Below are 18,305 nucleotides of genomic sequence, written 5' to 3'. Positions count from 1 at the left end.
GCTGCCCGGTCGGGTGATCACGGCTCCGCGTCGCCCCGGTACGGTGGACGACAGGAGTCGTCAAGACCGAGGAACGACCGAACGACCGAACGACGGGAACGGACCCGATGAACGCAGAGGTGGCGGAGGTCCAGGTCTCCCTGGACGGCGGGGCCGGGCGGATCGTGCTGAACCGGCCGCGGGCGCTCAACTCGCTGACCCACGGCATGATCACCACCGTCCACGCGACGCTGACCGAGTGGGCCGCGGACGACCGGGTGCGCACCGTCGTCCTGACCGGCGCCGGCGAGCGCGGCCTCTGCGCCGGGGCCGACCTCCGCGCACTGCACGACGACGCCAAGGCCGGCGGGGCCGGCGCCCGGGCCTTCTTCCGCGACGAGTACCGGCTGAACGCGCTGATCGCCCACTACCCGAAGCCGTACGTCGCGGTGATGGACGGCATCACCATGGGCGGCGGCATCGGCCTGTCCGCCCACGGCGCGCTCCGGATCGTCACCGAACGTTCCACCGTCGCGATGCCCGAGACCCGGATCGGGCTGGTCCCGGACGTCGGCGGCAGTCGACTGCTCGCGCTCGCCCCGGGCGAGTTGGGCACCCACCTCGGACTCACCTCGGCCTCGATGGGCCCCGGTGACGCGCTGCTGTGCGGGTTCGCCGACCACTTCGTCCCCTCGACACGGATCGCGGCGCTGCTCGACGCCCTGGCCGAGAGCCCCGCCCCCGCCGCCGCCGTCGCCTCGCACGCCGAGCCCGCGCCAGGGTCCGCGCTCGCGGAGCAGCGAGGCTGGATCGACGCCTGCTACACGGCCGACACCGTCGAGGAGATCGTCGAACGACTGCTGAACTCCGGCGTGGCGGAGGCGAAGGAGGCCGCGGAGCTGGTCCTCGGCAACTCCCCCACGGCCGTCACGGTGACCCTCGCCGCACTGCGCCGGGCCCGCACGCTCCCCTCCTTGGAGGCCGTGCTCGACCAGGAGTACCGCGTCTCCTGCGCCGCGCTGAGCGGGCCTGACCTGGTCGAGGGCATCCGCGCCCAGGTGATCGACAAGGACCGCACCCCGCGCTGGTCCCCGGCCGCGCTCGCCGAGGTCGGGGAGGCGGACGTCGCCCGCTTCCTCGCCCCGCGCGTGGGCGACGAGTTGGGCCTGGCCTGACCGGGCTGCGCCGCGGCCCCGCATCACCACGCGCCATGAACCACGAGTCGTGAACCACGAGTCGTGAACCACGAGTCGTGAACCACGAGTCGTGAACCACGATCAAGGAGCCCGCATGACCCGCCCGATCCCGCTGCCGCCCGCCGGGGACGCCGACCCGCTGTCCCGGGTGCCGCTCGGCGAGCAGGTGCGCGGACTGCTGCTGGAGGGCCTGCTGAACGGGCGCTGGCAGCCCGGCGACCGGATCGTGGAACGGCGCCTAGCCGCCGAGTTGAACGTCAGCCAGGCGCCGGTGCGCGAGGCGCTGCGCTCACTGCAGTCGCTCGGGCTGCTCGACGCCGAGCCCAACCGGGGCGTGCGGGTGCGCGAGATCAGCCCGGCCGAACTGCGGGAGGTCTACCAGGTGCGGGCCGCGCTGGAGCGGCTGGCCGCCGAGGCGGCGGTCGTCCGCCTGGCCGGGGACACCGCCGCCCTGGAGCGGCACGCGGAACGGATGGCGGCGGCGGCCGGGGCGGGTGACGCGCTCGGGCAGGCCCGGCACGGCGTGGCCTTCCACCGCGAGATCGTGGCCGCCGCCGGCAACGGGGCACTGCTGCGGACCTGGGAGGGGCTGGGCGTGGAGGTGTGGACGGTGCTGTCGCTGCACCGGGTCCGCCCGGAGCTGCACGAGAACGCGGCCGACCACGCTCCGCTGATCGAGGCCTTCCGGCGGCGGGATCCGGAGGTCGGGCGGCTGTTGGCGGAACACGTCCTGGAGTACGCCGACCGCTCCGCCTGAGCGGATCCGGGCGGGGTCCCGGTGCGGCACCATGGTTCGCACCAAGATGATCGATCATCGCTCACATTACCCTCCAGTAGCGGTTGACGCGTCGCCGGACCACTCCCTACCGTCCATAGAGACCTTCCATGGAGAGAAATGCCATTCCGCATCCCGGAATCGGCACTCTGAAGCACCGGCAAAGGGGAACCATCCGTGTCCCAGCTCGACCAGCTTCCCGACCACGACCCCGAAGAGGTCGCGGAGTGGCGCGCCTCCCTGGACGCCGCCCGCGACTTCGGCGGAGCGCACCGCGCCGCCCACCTGCTGCGCCGCCTCGTCGAACACGCCGAACTGCGCCGGCTCGACGTCCCGCCGCTCCTGGACACCCCGTACGTCAACACCATCCCGACCGGCGCCGAGCCCGAGTTCCCCGGCGACGAGGCGATGGAGCGGCGGATCACCGCCTGGAACCGCTGGAACGCCGCCGCCATGGTGACCAGGGGCAACCACCGCGGCGGCCTCGGCGGGCACATGGCCACGTACGCGTCCGCCGCCTGGCTGTACGAGGTCGGCTTCCAGCACTTCTTCCGCGGCAAGGAGGCCGACGGCTCCGGCGACCAGCTGTACGTCCAGGGCCACGCCGCGCCCGGCGTCTACGCCCGCGCCTTCCTCGAAGGGCGCATCGGCGAGGCCCAGTTGGACCGCTTCCGGCAGGAGGCCGGCGGCGACGGCCTGCCCTCGTACCCGCACCCGCGCCGGCTGCCGTGGTTCTGGGAGTTCCCGACCGTGTCCATGGGCCTCGGACCGCTGTCGGCCATCCACCAGGCCCGGTTCAACCGGTACTTGACCGCGCGCGGCATCAAGGACACGTCCGGCTCGCACGTCTGGGCGTTCCTCGGCGACGGGGAGATGGACGAGCCGGAGTCGACCGCCGCGCTCGCCCTCGCCGCCCGCGAGGGGCTGGACAACCTCACCTTCGTGGTCAACTGCAACCTCCAGCGCCTGGACGGACCGGTGCGCGGCAACGGCAAGATCGCCCAGGAGCTGGAGCGCCAGTTCCGCGCCGCCGGCTGGAACGTCGTCAAGTCGCTGTGGGGCGAAGCCTGGGACGACCTCCTGGCCCGCGACACCACGGGCGCGCTGGTGCGCCGGCTCGGCACGGTGCCGGACGGACAGTTCCAGACCTACGCCGCCTCCGACGCCCGCTACGTCCGCGAGCACCTGTTCCAGGCCTCGCCCGAACTCCGGGCAATCGCCGAAACCGTGGACGACCAGCGGCTGTTGGAGATCGTCGCGACCTCCCGGGCCGGACACGAACCGCGCAAGGTGTACGCCGCCTACCGGGCGGCGCTGGAGCACCGGGGCGCCCCCACGGTGGTGCTGGTGCAGACGGTCAAGGGCTGGACGCTCGGCCGCGGCTTCGAGGCCCGCAACGCCAACCACCAGATGAAGAAGCTCTCCGGGGCGGAGTTCCGGGCGATGCGCGACCTGCTCGAACTCCCCATTCCCGACAGTGCCCTGACCGGCGAGCTGGTCCCGTACGCGCACCCGGGCCCGGACTCCCCGGAGGCCCGCTACCTCCGGGAGCGGCGCGCCGCGCTGGGCGGCCCCGCGCCCGCCCGCCGGGTGCGCTTCACCCCGCTGCCCGAGCTGCCCGCGAAACCCTTCGAGACGCTGCTCAAGGGCTCCGGCACGCAGGAGATCGCGACCACCATGGCGTTCGTCCGGCTGGTCAAGGACCTGATGCGGGACAAGGCCACCGGCCGCCGCTGGGTCCCGATCGTCCCGGACGAGGCGCGCACCTTCGGCATGGAGTCGCTCTTCCCGAGCGCCGGCATCTACTCGCCGCTGGGGCAGACCTACGACCCGGTCGACCGCGACCAGCTGCTCCACTACAAGGAGTCGGCGACCGGCCAGATCCTCAACGAGGGCATCACGGAGGCCGGTTCGATGGCCTCGCTGACCGCCGCCGCGACCGCGTACGCCACCCACGGCGAGCCGGTGATCCCGTTCTACATCTTCTACTCGATGTTCGGCTGGCAGCGCACCGCCGACCAGATGTGGGCCCTGGCCGACCAGTTGGGCCGAGGCTTCCTGATCGGCGCCACCGCCGGACGCACCACGATGACCGGCGAGGGCCTGCAACACGCCGACGGCCACTCGCAGTTGATCGCCTCCACCAACCCGGCGGCGCTGTCCTACGACCCCGCCTTCGGGTACGAGGTCGCGGTGATCGTCCGCGAGGGCCTGCGCCGGATGTACGGCAGCAGCCCCCAACACCCGTACGGCGAGGACGTGTTCTACTACCTGACCGTCTACAACGAGGCGCTGCCACAGCCGCCGCTGCCGACCGGCACGGATGTCACCGACGTTACTGCCGTCGCTGACGTCACCGACGGCATCCTGCGCGGGCTGTACCGCTACCGCCAGGCGGAGCCCTCGCCGGGCGGCGACGCCCCGCGGCTCCAGCTGCTCGCCTCGGGCACCGCCGTGCGCTGGGCGCTCGCCGCCCAGCAACTGCTCGGCGAGGACTGGGGCGTGGCGGCGGACGTCTGGTCGGCACCCTCCTGGACGGAGCTGCGCCGGGAGGCGCTGGACTGCGACGCGGCCAACCTGGCGCAGGCGGCGGCCGGTACGGGCGCGGCGGCGCGCGTCCCCTACGTGACGCGGGCACTGGCAGGGGCGCCCGGGCCGGTGCTGGCGGTCAGCGACTGGATGCGCGCGGTACCGGACCAGATCCGCCCGTGGGTGGAGCAGGACTGGACGTCGCTGGGCACGGACGGCTTCGGCCTCTCCGACAGCCGGGACGCGGCGCGGCGGCACTTCGGCGTGGACGCCCAGTCGGTCGCGGTGGCGGCGCTGGCCGCGCTGGCGCGCCGGGGCGAGGTCAAGGCGGAGACCGTCCGGCAGGCGGCCGAGCGCTACGGGGTCCGCTTCTGACCCCTGACTCCCCGCGTCCGGAGCCCTGGGCCCCGGCTCCGCAGCGAAGGAGCCGGGCCCGTGACGACCGTCTCGCATACCAAGACTGGCGCGAGGCGGGGCGCGTCGTAGATCGTTGGATGGTCAGGGCGCGCCCGCGCGGCGCCGAGCAGCGGAATGGGAGTCAACGGCGATGACCGAGACCGAGACCTACGAGACGATCCTGGTCGAGCGCAAGGGCCGGGTGGGGCTGATCACGCTCAACCGGCCGAAGGCACTCAACGCGTTGAACACCCAGCTGATGAACGAGGTGGTCGCGGCCGCCACCGCCTTCGACCGGGACCCGGAGATCGGCTGTCTGGTGATCACCGGCTCGGAGAAGGCGTTCGCGGCCGGCGCCGACATCAAGGAGATGCAGGGCAACCGGTTCCCGGACGTCTACCTGGACGACTGGCTGGGCCCCTGGGACCGGCTCGGCGCGCTGCGCAAGCCGGTCGTGGCGGCGGTGGCCGGGTTCGCGCTGGGCGGCGGCTGCGAGCTGGCGATGCTGTGCGACATCCTGCTGGCGGCGGACACCGCGAAGTTCGGGCAGCCGGAGATCAAGCTCGGTGTCATCCCGGGCATCGGCGGTTCGCAGCGGCTGACCCGGGCGGTCGGCAAGGCGAAGGCGATGGAACTGTGCCTGACCGGCCGGATGATGGGCGCCGAGGAGGCCGAGCGGGCCGGCCTGGTCTCCCGGATCGTCCCGGCGGACCAGCTGCTGGCCGAGGCCCTGACGGTGGCCGAGACCGTCGCGGCGATGTCCACCCCGGCGGCGGTCATGCTCAAGGAGAGCGTCAACCGCGCCTTCGAGACGACCCTCGCCGAGGGCGTGCGCTTCGAGCGTCGGCTGTTCCACGCGGCGTTCGCCACGGCGGACCAGAAGGAGGGCATGGCGGCGTTCGCGGAGAAGCGCCCGCCGTCCTTCACCAACCGGTGACCTGGCCGCTTACGGCTGACGGCTGACGCATAACAGCTGACAAGTAACAGATAACAGCTAACAGATTTCGTCATCTGAAATCTGTTAGCTGTTATCTGTCAGCTGTTATGCGTCAGCCGCCGTCACACCTCGTCCACCAGCGCCGTGTTGAGCCGGGCGAGCCCGCTACGGGTGGCGGCGACCACGATCTGGTCGCCCGGGGTGAGGCGCCGGGTGCGGTCGGGAAAGTTCCACTGCAACTGCGCACTGCGGGCGAACCGGACGGCGATCACCCGGACGCCGCCCGGGTCCTCCAGGTCGTGCCGGTTCATGCCGATCAGCCCGCTGCCGTCCTCGACCGTCAACTCGGCGATCAGCAGCACGTGCCGGAACACCGACAGCATCCCGCGCACCTCGCGCCCCATCAGGGCGGCGGCGAAGGCGGGTGCGGCCAGGTACGAGACCGAACGCGAGGCCGCGTTGTCCAGCGTCGCGTAGAAGTGCCCGGCGAAGTTGTCGTCGAACAGCCGCACCACCACACGGACTTCGGGATTCCCGTGGCGCGCCTCCAGGGCCGCCTCCAGGTTGGTGGCGTCGTCGCCGCTGACCGCGACCAGCGCCCGGCTGTGCTTCAACCGGGCGCGACGCAACTGCTCCTCGAACGGGCCGTCGCCCAGCACCACCGGGATGCCGAGCGCCCGGGCGGCGGCGATGCCCCGGGCCTGCGGGTCACGCTCCATGCAGACCACCGGCACGCCCAGTTCGTGCAGTTGGGCCGCGACCCGGGTGCCGACGTTGCCGAGGCCGACGACGATCACGTGGTCCCGGGTGCCGGCCCCGGGGTTGCGGGGCTGCCCGCGCCGCCCGGAGCCGAGCACCTCGACCGCGATGGCGGTGGCGACCGGGGCGAAGGTGATCCCGCAGATGGTGATCACCACCTGCGCCACCCGCTGCCACAGCCCGCCCGTCCCGGTCCCGGCGGCGATGTCGGCGAGTTGGTCGGGCTGGGCGGCGCCCGCGAGGTCGAGCAGCGAGATGTAGAGGGTCCAGCCGAAGTTCCGGTTCAGGTACCAGAGAACGCCGAAGGCCATCAGCACCGCGGCGAGGGCGGTGAGCAGCACCAGCCGCATCCGGGCGCTGGTGAAGAAGCGCATCATGTCGAGCAGCCGCCAGCGCGCCCGCCGCGCCCAGCTGATCGGTTCCCTGGGTTCGATGCGCAGCGCTTGGAGGGCGGCCACGCCGTCCGGCTCCTCCTCGGGCACCGGCTCCGGTTCCGCTTCGCGGCGGACGCCACCGGGGCGGACCGGCCCGTCGTCGCCGAACTCGCTGGCGAGCCGGACGAAGTCGGCCGAGTCGCCGCGCTGTTCGGGCAGCAGGCGGATCTTGCTGAGGTCCTGGCGGTCGATGTGGTCGGCGACCACGCAGATCCGGTCGGAGGTGATGGCCTCGTCGAAGGCGATGTGCAGGAAGCGTCCACCGATCTCGACCGAGTTGGGCCGCCCGAGCGCCGCCGCGGCGAAGGCGGGTGCGGCGGTGGCGGATCCGGAGAGCGCGGCACCGTTCCTGAGCAGCCGTTCGATGTTCTCACCGAGGCGCTGGTTGAACATCCGGAGCACGATCCGGATGTCCGGGTTGTGGCCTTGGGCGCTGAGCGCGGCGTGGATGTTGTCCTGGTCGCTGCCCTCGACGAGGGCGAGGCCGCGGGCGGTGTCGATCGACACCTCGCGCAGCGCCTCGTCGGTGATGCTGGCGTACTCGACGACGGCGGCGACGCCGGGGAGTTGCTCGATCTGCGGCGCGTGGTCGCGGGTGCGATCGGCGACCAGGACGACGACCGGGACCTCGTAGTGCTCGACGAGTTCCAGGACCAGCCGGTGGGCAAGCGCGTTGCCCCCGCAGACGATGTAGTGCTGACTGACCGGCTCTACCGAACGGGTCCCCCACCCTTCAGAAGTCATACCGCCGGATGATATCGACGGCAGGTGGCCGGACGGTGTCGTTCCGGCGACCGGAAGGCCACCGGAGCCACTCCATCGAACATTCGTCTCCTCCGCACGCCCTCTCCCATCCCCCTTCCGTCCCCCTCCGCTTCCTCTCCCCCCTCTCTTGTCTCCGTCCCCCGAACGGCCGTACCCGACGCGCCGGTCGACGGTGGCCCGGCCAGGCTGGGGTTCGGCCCCTGCCCGTCCCCGGCCCCGAGGAGTACACCACCGTGGTTTCCCCGATCATCACCCCCGACGGTTCCCCGGTCCAGGGTCCGCTCGGCCAACTCGCCAAGGCAGCCTGGCAGGTCCTGCTGCTCGCCGGAATCGTCTCGCTGGCCCTCGGAATCGTCGTCTTCGTCTGGCCGAAGGAGACCCTGCTGGTGGTGGGCGTGCTGTTCGGCCTCTACCTGCTGGTCATCGGCATCGTGCAGCTGATCGCCGCGTTCGGCACCCACGCGACCACCGCGCTGCGGGTGCTGGCCTTCATCAGCGGGGCGATCTGCGTCCTGCTGGGGCTGCTCTGCTTCCGCAGCGCGGCGCAGTCGCTGCTCCTGCTGGCGATCTGGATCGGCATCGGCTGGCTGTTCCGGGGCATCACCCAGCTCGCCGCCGCGGTCTCCGACCCGGCGATGCCGGCCCGTGGCTGGCAGGCCTTCGCAGGCGTGGCCAACACGGTGGCCGGTGTGCTGCTGCTGGTCTGGCCGGTCGGTTCGATCGCCGCGTTGGCCGTCCTGGCCGGCTGCTGGCTGGTGATCCTCGGACTGATCGAGATCGTGACGGCCCTCCAGATGCGCGGCCGGGCCAAGCAGATCCCGGCGGGGGTCTGACTCCACGGCCTGACCTCACGGGCCTGACTCCACGGGTCTCACTCCGTAGCTAGCGCGTCGGCGCGTAGCCGATCCGGAACGTGGCGGCCTCCAGCCGTTCCGGCGTGAGCCGGACGTCCGTCAGCCGCTCGGCCAGCGCGAACGCGGCCTCGGTGTGCAGGTCGTGACCCTCCCCGTCGAGCTGGAAGCCGCAGGCCGTCAGCAGCGCGGGGACACCGGGGGCGTCGGCGTCCGAACCGTGCCGCTGGGTGGGGAACAGCGGCTCGAACTGGAGCCGGCAGCTGCCCTGCTCCCACCAGTTGAAGTGGTCCACCGCGACGGCGTTCCGGAAGTGCGAGACCAGCCGGGTGCCGTCGGCGAGGCGGCGGATGACGTCGGGCAGGCTGCCGAGGTAGCCGAAGACCTCGACGACGACGGCCCACCCGTCGAGTTCGGTGACGGCGACGAGCAGCCGGTCGTCCTCCGGCTCGATCCGGGCCTCCGCCTCCTCGTCCTCCCCGTCGTCGAAGGTCTCCCAGGCGGCGACCACGGCGTCCAGGCCGGTGACCTCCCGACCGGGCAGGGCGCCGAAGCGGCGCAGCAGTTCGTCGGCGGTGATCCCCTCGACCAGCGTCAGGCAGTGGGCCGCCCCGGGGATGGGGTAGCGCTGCTCGAACCAGGTGTAGTCGGTGGCGTGTGCAGTCATGCGCCGATGCTGCCAGCTGCCTGTGACACCGCCGGCCGGGGCGGCGGTTGCGTGGCGTCCTCAGAGCCAGACCGGCGCGTCCGTCCCCCAGCGCCCCGGCGGGCGGGACCAGTCGGTGGGCGCGCCGGTGTAGGCGATGGGCGGCAGGGCGTGGCGCAGCCGTCCGTAGGCGGAGTCGGTCTCGGCGAGCCACCGGGCCGGGTCGTACGCCCCGGTGTCCGGAGCACCGTCCGCCGGAGCGCCGTCCGCCGGGGCAGCAGGGGCGGGCGCCTCGGGCGGGATGCCGTGCAGCAGCCACGAGGCCGTACCGGCGAGGGAGAACCGCAGGTGCCGGCCGCCGGGCCGGCCGGTGCGCTGCTCGGTGAGGGCGCGCAGGACGGCGGCGGCGACGAGGTAGCCGGTGCCGTGGTCGAGGGCCTGGGCGGGCAGTACGCCCGGGCGGCCGTCGGGGCCGGCCTCGTGGGCGGCGATGCCGACGCCGGCCTGGACGAGGCTGTCGAAGCCGCGACGGCCGGCCCAGGGGCCGGTCCAGCCCCAGGCGCAGAGCTGCGCGACGATCAGGCCGGGGTGGCGGGCCGACAGTGCGTCGGGGGCGAGGCCGTGCGCGTCGAGGGCGCCGGGGCGGTAGCCGGTGACGAGGACGTCGGCGGTGGCGAGCAGGCCGTCGAAGACGGCGCGGTCGGCGGGATCGGTGAGGTCGAGGCGGGTGGAGCGCTTGCCGAAGCCGGTGTCGGCGTGGGCGTCGTCGGCCTCGGGGAGGTGGGGCGGGTCGACGCGCAGGACGTCGGCGCCCAGCAGGGCGAGGGTGCGGGTGGCGACCGGGCCGGCGATGACCCGGGTGAGGTCGAGGACGCGGATCCCGGCGGCGGGCCGCTCCGGGCCGGCGTCGCCGAGCGGGCGGACGGGCGCGGTGCCGGTCACCCGGCTCTCCATCAGGGGGTGCACGGTGGCACTCACCGGCGCGACGGCTACGGCGAGCGCCCCCGCTTCGAACGCCCGCTCCTGGACCTGCTCCGCCGGCAGTTCGCCCAGCAGCTTGGCGAGCATTTCGGGCCCGGCGTCGGCGGGCAGGTCGAGGGCGGCGAGCAGTCGGGTGCGGTGGTGCGGGTAGTTGGCGTGGGTGCGGACCCAGCCGTCGGCGGCGCGCCAGAAGCCGGAGTGCGGGGCGAAGCTGACGGGCGTGCGGCCATCGACGGTCAGGTGGCGTTCGCTGACGAAGGCCGTGGCGACGGCGCCCTGGTCCACCCGGACGGCGGGGACCGGGCCGCCGGCGCGGTGGGCGGCGAGTTCGGCGGCGGCCAGCGAGCAGGCGGCCACGGTGGCCCGGGCGAGCCTGCGCACCGGCAGGCCGGAGGCCAGGACGTCACCGGGGCCGTGGAAGGAGACCCGCCCCAGCAGCTCGGCCGATCCGCCGAGGGCGGCCCAGAGGTCGGCGGTGGGCCGGTCCGCAGGTTCCCCTCCGGCGGCGGGCTGTTCGGTGGACGCGGGCTGATCGCCGGACGCGGGCTGATCGGCGGGCCAGGTGCCGGGGAAGGTCGGACGCTCTGTCATGCCCGGCATTGTGCTCCCGTTCTCAGGCGCTCGCCGTGACGCCCGCCACCAGCATCAGCAGCACCGCCGAGACGAGGGTCATCCGGCGCGCCGCACGCGGGGTGCCGCCGAGCCGGCCGCCCAAGCGTCCGCTGGCGTGCGCGACCAGCCCGTACACGACGGCGCAGGCCAGCACGTTGAGCGAGCCGAGGGCGAGCACCTGCCCGCCGACCGGCAGCGCGGCGCCCGGCTCGACGAACTGCGGCACCAGGGAGAGGTAGAGCAGCAGCCCCTTGGGGTTGAGCAGGGCGGTCAGCATGCTCTGACGCAGCACGGTCGCGGTGGGCTGCGGCTTGGGCTCGGTGAGGGCCGTGGCGCCCCCGCCCTTGCGCAGCGCGAGCAGCATGGTGACGGCCAGCACCAGCAGGTACGCGGCGCCGGTGAGGCGCAGGACGGGCAGGGCGGCGGGGACGGCACGCAGCGCGGCGGCCAGGCCGGCGCTGGAGAGCAGGGTGTGGACGGCGTAGCCGGCGCAGACGCCGCCGACCGCGATGAAGGCGGCGCGCCGACCCTGGCCGAGGCCTCGGGCGGCGATGTAGAGCCAGTCGGGCCCCGGTGTGCAGACCAGCAGCAGGTCGACTCCGAGGAAGAGAAGGAGGGCGTGGGTGTCCATGGGTGGCGGTGACCTGTCGTGCTCGTTCGGGCGGGTCCCGGCCGTTGGTCCGGTGATCCTCGCGGCACCTGTCCGGTGCGTTCGGTCACTGAAGGTAGCCGGATAGCCCTGGCACGCGATGGCCACTTCCTGCTGGTCCGGCCCGCCTTTTGGCAGAATATTGCGCCATGGACCGAATCGACCGCAGAATCCTCCGCGAGCTCCAGCAGGACGGCCGCCTGACCAACGCCGACCTGGCCGCCCGGGTGGACCTCACCCCCTCCCCCTGCCTGCGCCGGGTCCGACAACTGGAGCAGGACGGCGTGATCCGCGGCTACCGGGCGCTCCTGGACGGCACGGCGGTCGGACGCGGCTTCCAACCCTTCGTCACGATCACCATGCGTCACGAGGATCAGGTGACGGTCGCCGAGTTCGAACGCCGGGTGGCGGAGCTGCCGGAAGTGGTGGAGGCGCACCGCCTCTTCGGGGAACCCGACTACCTGCTGCGCATCGCGGTGGCCGACATCGCCGCGTACGAGCGCTTCATCACCGACGTGCTCTCGGGCCTGCCGGGGATCGCGCAGGTCAACTCGCATCTGACGATGAAGCAGGTGAAGGCCGACCGAGGGTTGCCGATCGGCGGGTAGGCTGCGAACGGGGGCCGCCGCGGCCGCCCGTACGGGGGACAGCGCGACAAAGGGAGCTCCATGCACGCGGTCCGCCGCCTCGATCTCGGGTACTTCGTCCGGCCTGCGTCCGAGGTGGGCGGCCCGGAGCCGCGGGTGGAGCCGGTCCTCGCGTACCTGGTCCGCCGCCCGGAGGGGCTGCTGCTGTTCGACACCGGGATCGGCGCAGGCGAGCCCGAGACCGAAGCGCACTACCGCCCGGTCCGCCGCCCGCTGACGGAGGCGCTCGCGGCCGTCGGCGTCGCCTGCGCCGACATCGACCTGGTGGTCAACTGCCACCTCCACTTCGACCACTGCGGCGGCAATCCGCTGCTCGCCGGCACGCCCGTCCTCGTCCAGGCGGCCGAACTGGCCGCCGCCCGGCGCGGCGCGTACACCATCGACGCGCTGGTCGACTTCCCCGGCGCCGACTACCGCGAACTGGACGGCGAGACGGAGGTCTGGCCGGGCGTACGGGTGCTGCCGACGCCCGGGCACACCGGCGGCCACCAGTCACTGGTGGTCGAGCGGCCCGGCGGCGGCGCGGTGATGCTGGCCGGGCAGGCGTACGACTTCGCGTCCGAGTACGGCCAGGCGGTGCTCGCCCGGCGGGCGTCGCGCGAGGGCGTGGCCGCGCCGCTGCCCGGTTACCGGGCCTGGCTGGACCGGGTGGCGGAGTACGGGCCGCGCCGGGTTCTGTTCGCGCACGACCACGCGGTCTGGGAACCGGTCGGATAGGGCCAACGGCCGGGCCAGGCACAGTTCAGGGGGTCCGGAGGCTCGGAGGCTCGGAGGCTCTGAGAGTTCAGAGTGCTCAGAGGACTCGGAGGGTTCAGAACGTGAAGCGCAGCGACCGGACCCGGTGGTCGAAGTTGGACGGCACGATGTCCGGCTCGCCGACCGACCGCACCTCGGGCAGCCGGGCGAACAGCTCGCGGAACAGCACCTTCATCTCCTGCCGGGCCAGGTGCGCCCCGATGCAGTAGTGCGGCCCTCCGCCGCCGAAGCCGAGGTGGGGGTTGGGCGTGCGGGTGATGTCGAACGCGTCCGGGTCGGGGAAGACCGTCTCGTCCCGGTTGGCCGAGCCGAAGAACAGGGCGACCTTCTCCCCCGCGCGCAGCAGCGGGCCCCCGAGGCCGCCGAGCTCGTGGTCGACGGCGAGGGTCCGGCGGAAGTGGATGATCGGCGTGGCGTGGCGGATGATCTCGTCGACCGCACCGCCGAGCCCCCCGTCGAGGTCCGCGAGCAGCAGGGCGCGCTGCTCCGGGTGCGCGGTCAGCAGGTGCAGGCCGTGGGCGAGCGCGTTGCGGGTGGTCTCCACGCCGGCGACCAGCAGCAGGGAGAAGAACGCGCCGAGTTCGCGTCCGGTGAGCCGGCGGCCGTCCACGTCGGCGGTGACCAGGGCTGAGATCAGGTCCTCGGTGGGCCGGCGGCGACGCTCACGACCGATCGAGGCGACCATGCCCTGCATGCGGGCCAGCGCCAGCAGCCCGCGCCCGGGCATCCGGATCCGGCGGCGCAGCGGGCGGGCCACGCCGATGTTCTCGGAGGCGTGGTTGACCTGGTCCAGGATCATTCGGCGCGGATGTTCCGGGATCCCCATCATGGTGCAGATCACCTGGAAGGGGAGCTCGGCGGCCACGGAGGTGACGAAGTCCTCCGGCCGCCGCCGCTCGACGTCGTCGACCAGGCGGGTGGCGACGCGGCGGATGTCCTCCTCGACCTGGCCGAGCAGCCGGGGGGTGAAGGCTCGCGAGACGATCCTGCGCAGTTGGGCGTGCCGGGGGTCGTCGAGGTTGACCATCGAGTCGCCGAACACCAGCCGGACCCAGCGGGGCGGTTCCGGGGTGGTGACGCCGGGGCCGCTGAGGAACACCGCGGGGGTCCGGCTGGCCTCGACCACGTCGGCGTGGCGGACCAGCGCGTGGAAGCCCCGGCCGGCGGCGGGATCGCCGAAGAACACCGGCGCGGGGCGTCGACGCAGTTCGGCGAAGGCGGCCGCGCGGGCGGGGGCGGGCAGCTGCCAGAAGCGGGGGTCGGCGAGGTCGGCGGCGGGGGCCGCCAAGCCGGTCGAGGTCTCCATGGCCGGGCCTCCTGCTTCGCGTTCGGCGTCCGCCCGGCAACCACTATCGGTACCGGGGTGTGCACATTTAGTGAGCAAGCGGGGGGTGATGTCAAACCGCGTCGATGGTCGTACGAACGGGTTGGTTCGGCGGCCGGGCCGGACTCTCGACACACGGAGGCACGGGGCCGGGCATGGTCTCACGGGGTGGAACCGGCCAATACCGGAGGGTGCGGTCCGGGCCGGGCGGGGCGGGTGCGACGATGAGTGCCATCGTGATGACCGACCGGATCCGCCTGCTGCGCGCCGTGGTCTTCGCCGCGCTGTGCGTGGCGCTGGCCGCCGCGGCGCACGTCGCCATGGCCGGAGCCGGGGTCTCACCACCGGTGCTGATCGGCGCGTTCGGGGCCGTCCTCGGTCTGACCTGGCTGCTCGCCGGCAAGCGGCGCGGGCTCGGCGCGATCAGCGCCTGGATGGTCGCGGCCCAGAGCGCGCTGCACCTGCTGTTCGAACAGGCCGCGGCGCTCGGCCGGGGAGGCGGCGGTCTCGGCCGGCTCGCCACCACGGACTGGGCCGCGCTGCTGCTCTGCAACCCCGAGCGGATCCCCGGCGGGCTCTCCCCCGCCGAGCTGGCCCGGATGGCGGGCCTCGACCCGGACGTCCCGCCCGCCGCCAACGGCCTGCACACCATGGCGGGCATGCACCACGGGACGGCGGCAGGTGTGGTTTCCGCCCCGGTATCGGTATCCACGTCCGCGTCGGTCTCCGGGTCCGCGTCCGCTTCGGCTTCGGCTTCGGTTTCGGCTTCGGCCGATGGGACGGCGCTGGACGCGGCCGGGATGGCGGGGATGCCCGGCATGCCGGGTACGTCGGGCCTGTCCGGAGCATCCGCCGCACACGGGATGCCCTCCGGGACGGCACACGGCATGGCACACGACATGGCGCACGGGATGTCCTTCGGGATGATCGCCGCCCACGCGCTCGCCGCGCTGGCCTGCGCGCTGCTGCTGTGGCGCGGTGACGCCGCGCTGGTCCGGCTCTTCGACCTGCTCGGCGCGCTCGGCACCGTGGTCGCGGGAGTGCTGGTGCTCCCGCTGCTGGCGCTGTTCGCGCGCCCCTTCGGCTACCGCCCGCCGGCTGCACCCCGGCCCACCGGCGGCCGGACCCGGCCATCCCGGTCGGTGCTGCTCACCCATGCCGTGGTCCGGCGCGGCCCGCCGGCGCTCGCCCTCGCCTGCTGACGCGCCCGCCGTCCCCACTCCTGCGCCTACCGCCCCCGGCAGCCCACCGCCGCCGGGGACCGCAGGGCCCACGGGGTTCGCTCGGCGGGCAGGTCGCCCTGCCGCTCGGCCGCGCCTTCGCCGCCGTGCCGCCAGGGCCCGGACCCGCGCCCGCCCGCCGCCTCCTCCGTGGAGGCGCCGCGGGCCGCGCGGAAGTCCCATGGACGCCGGCGGCGCCGCCTCGGGTGGCGCCGCTCCCAGCCCTCCCCTCAGGACCTTCGCATGCCTGACTACGACGGCGCACCGGCTTGGGCCGGCGCCACCGTCCTACCGCTCCACGGCCTCCGGCCCGTCCGGAGCCTGACCGCCCCCGAGCCCCCGCACGCCGAGTCCGTCCAGCAAGCGGGCCGACCACTCGTCCGACGGGCCGACGGCGGCGCTCGCCCGGACGCGGCCGCGCAGTTGCTCGGCCCGCTCCAGCCACGCACGGCAACCGGCGCAGCGCGCGACGTGCCCGTCCAGCCGGCCACCCGACAGTCCGGTCGGTTCGCCGTCGAGCCGGGCCGACAGGGCGGTACGGAACTGCGCGCATCTCATACGACCATCGTCCCGCACTGCCCTCACGGTGGGACCGGCCGGGTGGGAGGCCACCGTGGATGACGAGCAGCTCACCGCGCTCGCACTGACCGCCCGCGCGGGCCGGGCCCCGGACGTCGAGGCCTTCGTCCGCGCCACCCAGCGGGACGTCTGGCGGTTCGTCGCCCACCTCACCGACGTCCAGTCCGCCGACGACCTCGCGCAGGAGACCTTCCTGCGCGCGCTGCGCGGCCTGCCCGCGTTCGCCGGCCGCTCCTCGGCCCGCACCTGGCTGCTGTCGATCGCCCGGCGCACGGTGATCGACCGGTACCGGACGGCCGCCGCCCGACCGCGCTGCGCGGCGCTGCCGGACTGGCAGGAGGCGGCGGAGCGGCAGGGGGCCGAACCGGCAGCCGGGTTCGAGGACGGCGTCGCGCTCGGGGACCTGCTCGACCGGGTGCCCGCCCAGCGGCGGGAGGCCTTCGTCCTCACCCAGATGGTCGGCCTGAGCTACGCCGAGGCGGCCGAGGTCGCCGGCTGCCCGATCGGCACCGTGCGCTCCCGAGTCGCCCGCGCCCGGGAGGAGCTGATAGCCCGGCTCCGCGCGGCCGAGGGCGGGGAACTCGCAGCGGCCTGCTGAGCGGGGGCAGGTAGCGGGTAACAGATGACAACTAACAGATAACAGATTTCGAAATCTGTTAGTTGTTAGTTGTTAGTTGTCTGCTGTCGGTTGCCATCCGTCCGCCGCCCCCGTCTGTCCGTCCGAAAATTCCTTCACATGTTCGGAACTGGAGCCCCCGCGCCTCCGACTGCTGTACCGGACCCCGCCGCCGAGGCGGTGTCCGGGACAGCAGTCGGGCAACGGAGGGACTTCATGGCAGCGCAACAGCCGCTGACCGCCGCTACGTTGATGGACAGTCAGGCAGAACCGGCAGACCGGTGGATCCTGGTCGTGGCCGCCGGGCTGCTCTCGTTCGTCGCGATGCTCGACATGAACGTGGTCAACCTGGCCCTCACCGACATCTCGGCCAGCCTGCACGTGTCCGCCGGGGTCGCCCAGTGGGCCACCCTCGGCTACCAACTCCCGCTGGTGGCACTCCTCTTGCCCGCCGGGCGCTGGCTGGACCAGGTGGGCACCCGCTCGGCGCTGCTGCTCGCCGTCAGCTGCTTCGCCGCGTGCAGCGTGCTGGCCTCCCTCGCCCCCTGGGCGGGCTGGCTGATCGCCGCCCGACTACTCCAGGGCGCCTTCGGCGCGGTGCTGTTCGTCCTGATGCCGGTGCTGGCCGCCACCTCCGTCCGCCCCGAATCGCGCGGACGGGCGATGAGCATCCCGGCGACGCTCGGCCCGCTCGGCGCCGTCACCGGGCCGGTCATCGGCGGCCTGCTACTGGACCACTTCGGCTGGCGGGCGGTCTTCCTGATCAAGCTGCCGGTCTGCCTGGCCGCCGTGCTGATCGTGCGCCGGTACGCCCCGCGGCGAGGCCGCCTGCGCCCGCCCGACCGGGCGTCGCTCGGCGACGCCGCCCTGATAGGCGCGGCCGTCGCCGCCGTGCTGCTCGCACTGACCCTGGCCCCGGAGGCGCCGCTGTGGCTGCTGCTGGCGCTGCCCGCCGCCCCTCTGGTGCTGGTCTGGCTGCGCCGCCCCGGGGGCAGGCCGGTCGCCGAGGTGCTGCGGGCCGCCGGAACCGTCGGGGTCAACGCGTCGGTGCTGGCCCTCGCCGCCGGCTTCGCGGCCTGCCACTACCTGCTCGCCCAGCACCTGCGCGGTCCGGGCGGCGAGAGCGCCACCGCCACCGCGCTCACCATGCTGGCCTTCCCGCTCGGCATGGTGCTGGCCGGCCGGGTCGGCGGACGGCTGGCCGACCGCTGGGGCGCCCGCCCGACCGCGCTCGCCGGCGCCGCCGTCACCACCCTCGGCCTGGCGCTGCTCGTCCCGCTGGACACCGGCTGGTCCGCCGCCGACATCGCCTGGCGGCTCGCCCTGGCCGGTGTCGGGATGGGCCTCAACGGTGGCCCCACCCAGGCCCTGGTGATGACCGCCTCGCCCCCCGGGAAGCTCGCCACCGCGGGCTCCGCCGTCCAACTGGCCCGCAGCCTGGGCTTCGCCCTCGGCCCGGCCCTGGCCGGCGCCGCCGCGCTGGCCGGCGACCGCGCCACCACCGGCACCCGGACGGGCATCGCCCTGGCCGCCCTGGTCGCGGCGACGGCCGTGGCCCTGCTCGCCCTGCACCGCCGTCCACGGACCTGAGCCCGCCGGACCGCGCCTCCCCAACTCCCAACGCCCGCATGCCCAGAGCCCGTACCCCAGAGCC

At 73.7% G+C, this 18,305-nt stretch carries 16 protein-coding genes; 10 read left to right on the top strand and 6 right to left on the bottom strand.

Features of this window, described 5'->3' with window-relative positions; genetic code table 11:
- Positions 1-107: 107 nt before the first annotated feature.
- From A6F73_RS25245 to A6F73_RS25230, 4 genes are all read left to right on the top strand, one after another.
- Positions 108-1,154 carry an enoyl-CoA hydratase/isomerase family protein gene (locus A6F73_RS25245; protein WP_063349880.1) on the top strand — a complete coding sequence of 349 codons (1,047 nt, stop codon included), beginning with the start codon at positions 108-110 and terminating at the stop codon, positions 1,152-1,154.
- A 115-nt stretch (positions 1,155-1,269) separates the two neighbouring features.
- Positions 1,270-1,932, top strand: coding sequence for a GntR family transcriptional regulator (locus A6F73_RS25240; RefSeq protein ID WP_063349879.1), 663 nt, complete (start codon positions 1,270-1,272; stop codon positions 1,930-1,932).
- A gap of 195 nt (positions 1,933-2,127) precedes the next feature.
- Positions 2,128-4,854, top strand: coding sequence for a pyruvate dehydrogenase (acetyl-transferring), homodimeric type (gene aceE, locus A6F73_RS25235; protein WP_063349878.1), 2,727 nt, complete (start codon positions 2,128-2,130; stop codon positions 4,852-4,854).
- A gap of 172 nt (positions 4,855-5,026) precedes the next feature.
- A complete protein-coding gene (locus tag A6F73_RS25230; protein ID WP_063349877.1) occupies positions 5,027-5,812 on the top strand; it encodes an enoyl-CoA hydratase in 786 nt (261 codons plus the stop codon).
- Between the two features lie 122 nt (positions 5,813-5,934).
- On the opposite strand, the gene A6F73_RS25225 is transcribed toward A6F73_RS25230, so the two are convergent.
- Positions 5,935-7,749: an NAD-binding protein gene (locus A6F73_RS25225; RefSeq protein WP_063349876.1), complete on the bottom strand. Its 1,815-nt coding sequence runs from the start codon at positions 7,747-7,749 to the stop codon at positions 5,935-5,937.
- Between the two features lie 254 nt (positions 7,750-8,003).
- On the opposite strand from A6F73_RS25225, the gene A6F73_RS25220 reads away from it, so the two are divergent.
- On the top strand, positions 8,004-8,603 hold the full coding sequence (locus A6F73_RS25220; protein ID WP_063349875.1) for an HdeD family acid-resistance protein: 600 nt from the start codon (positions 8,004-8,006) through the stop codon (positions 8,601-8,603).
- Positions 8,604-8,652: 49 nt separating this feature from the next.
- Here the strand turns inward: A6F73_RS25220 and A6F73_RS25215 are convergent, their stop codons facing one another.
- From A6F73_RS25215 to A6F73_RS25205, 3 genes are read right to left on the bottom strand one after another with little or no spacing between them, the layout of a single operon-like run.
- Positions 8,653-9,288, bottom strand: coding sequence for a DUF6461 domain-containing protein (locus A6F73_RS25215; protein WP_063349874.1), 636 nt, complete (start codon positions 9,286-9,288; stop codon positions 8,653-8,655).
- Between the two features lie 60 nt (positions 9,289-9,348).
- The gene (locus A6F73_RS25210; RefSeq protein ID WP_079135987.1) at positions 9,349-10,839 is read right to left on the bottom strand and encodes a CoA transferase; all 1,491 of its coding nucleotides are present in this window, start codon (positions 10,837-10,839) and stop codon (positions 9,349-9,351) included.
- A gap of 22 nt (positions 10,840-10,861) precedes the next feature.
- Positions 10,862-11,491: a LysE family translocator gene (locus tag A6F73_RS25205; protein WP_063349873.1), complete on the bottom strand. Its 630-nt coding sequence runs from the start codon at positions 11,489-11,491 to the stop codon at positions 10,862-10,864.
- A gap of 167 nt (positions 11,492-11,658) precedes the next feature.
- Between A6F73_RS25205 and A6F73_RS25200 the strand changes: the two genes are divergently transcribed.
- The gene (locus A6F73_RS25200; RefSeq protein WP_063349872.1) at positions 11,659-12,117 is read left to right on the top strand and encodes an Lrp/AsnC family transcriptional regulator; all 459 of its coding nucleotides are present in this window, start codon (positions 11,659-11,661) and stop codon (positions 12,115-12,117) included.
- Positions 12,118-12,177: 60 nt separating this feature from the next.
- Entirely contained in the window at positions 12,178-12,873 is a 696-nt protein-coding gene (locus A6F73_RS25195) for an N-acyl homoserine lactonase family protein (protein WP_063349871.1), read from the top strand.
- Between the two features lie 94 nt (positions 12,874-12,967).
- Here A6F73_RS25195 and A6F73_RS25190 read toward each other — a convergent pair whose 3' ends face one another.
- Positions 12,968-14,218, bottom strand: a complete 1,251-nt coding sequence (locus A6F73_RS25190) for a cytochrome P450 (RefSeq protein ID WP_063349870.1) — start codon at positions 14,216-14,218, stop codon at positions 12,968-12,970.
- A gap of 242 nt (positions 14,219-14,460) precedes the next feature.
- On the opposite strand from A6F73_RS25190, the gene A6F73_RS25185 reads away from it, so the two are divergent.
- Positions 14,461-15,438 (top strand): hypothetical protein, encoded by a 978-nt coding sequence (locus tag A6F73_RS25185; protein WP_063349869.1) that lies wholly within the window; start codon positions 14,461-14,463, stop codon positions 15,436-15,438.
- Positions 15,439-15,744: 306 nt separating this feature from the next.
- Here A6F73_RS25185 and A6F73_RS25180 read toward each other — a convergent pair whose 3' ends face one another.
- Positions 15,745-16,014, bottom strand: coding sequence for a zf-HC2 domain-containing protein (locus A6F73_RS25180; protein WP_063349868.1), 270 nt, complete (start codon positions 16,012-16,014; stop codon positions 15,745-15,747).
- 55 nt (positions 16,015-16,069) lie between these two features.
- Between A6F73_RS25180 and A6F73_RS25175 the strand changes: the two genes are divergently transcribed.
- Positions 16,070-16,633: a sigma-70 family RNA polymerase sigma factor gene (locus tag A6F73_RS25175; protein WP_079135986.1), complete on the top strand. Its 564-nt coding sequence runs from the start codon at positions 16,070-16,072 to the stop codon at positions 16,631-16,633.
- Positions 16,634-16,867: 234 nt separating this feature from the next.
- Positions 16,868-18,241, top strand: coding sequence for an MFS transporter (locus A6F73_RS25170; RefSeq protein ID WP_079135985.1), 1,374 nt, complete (start codon positions 16,868-16,870; stop codon positions 18,239-18,241).
- The last annotated feature ends 64 nt before the right edge of the window (positions 18,242-18,305 follow it).

The organism is Streptomyces sp. MJM8645, assembly GCF_001625365.1.
Taxonomy (GTDB): Bacteria; Actinomycetota; Actinomycetes; order Streptomycetales; family Streptomycetaceae; genus Kitasatospora.
Note: the sequence above shows the minus strand (reverse complement) of the source record. Positions and strands in the feature narration are given on the sequence as shown.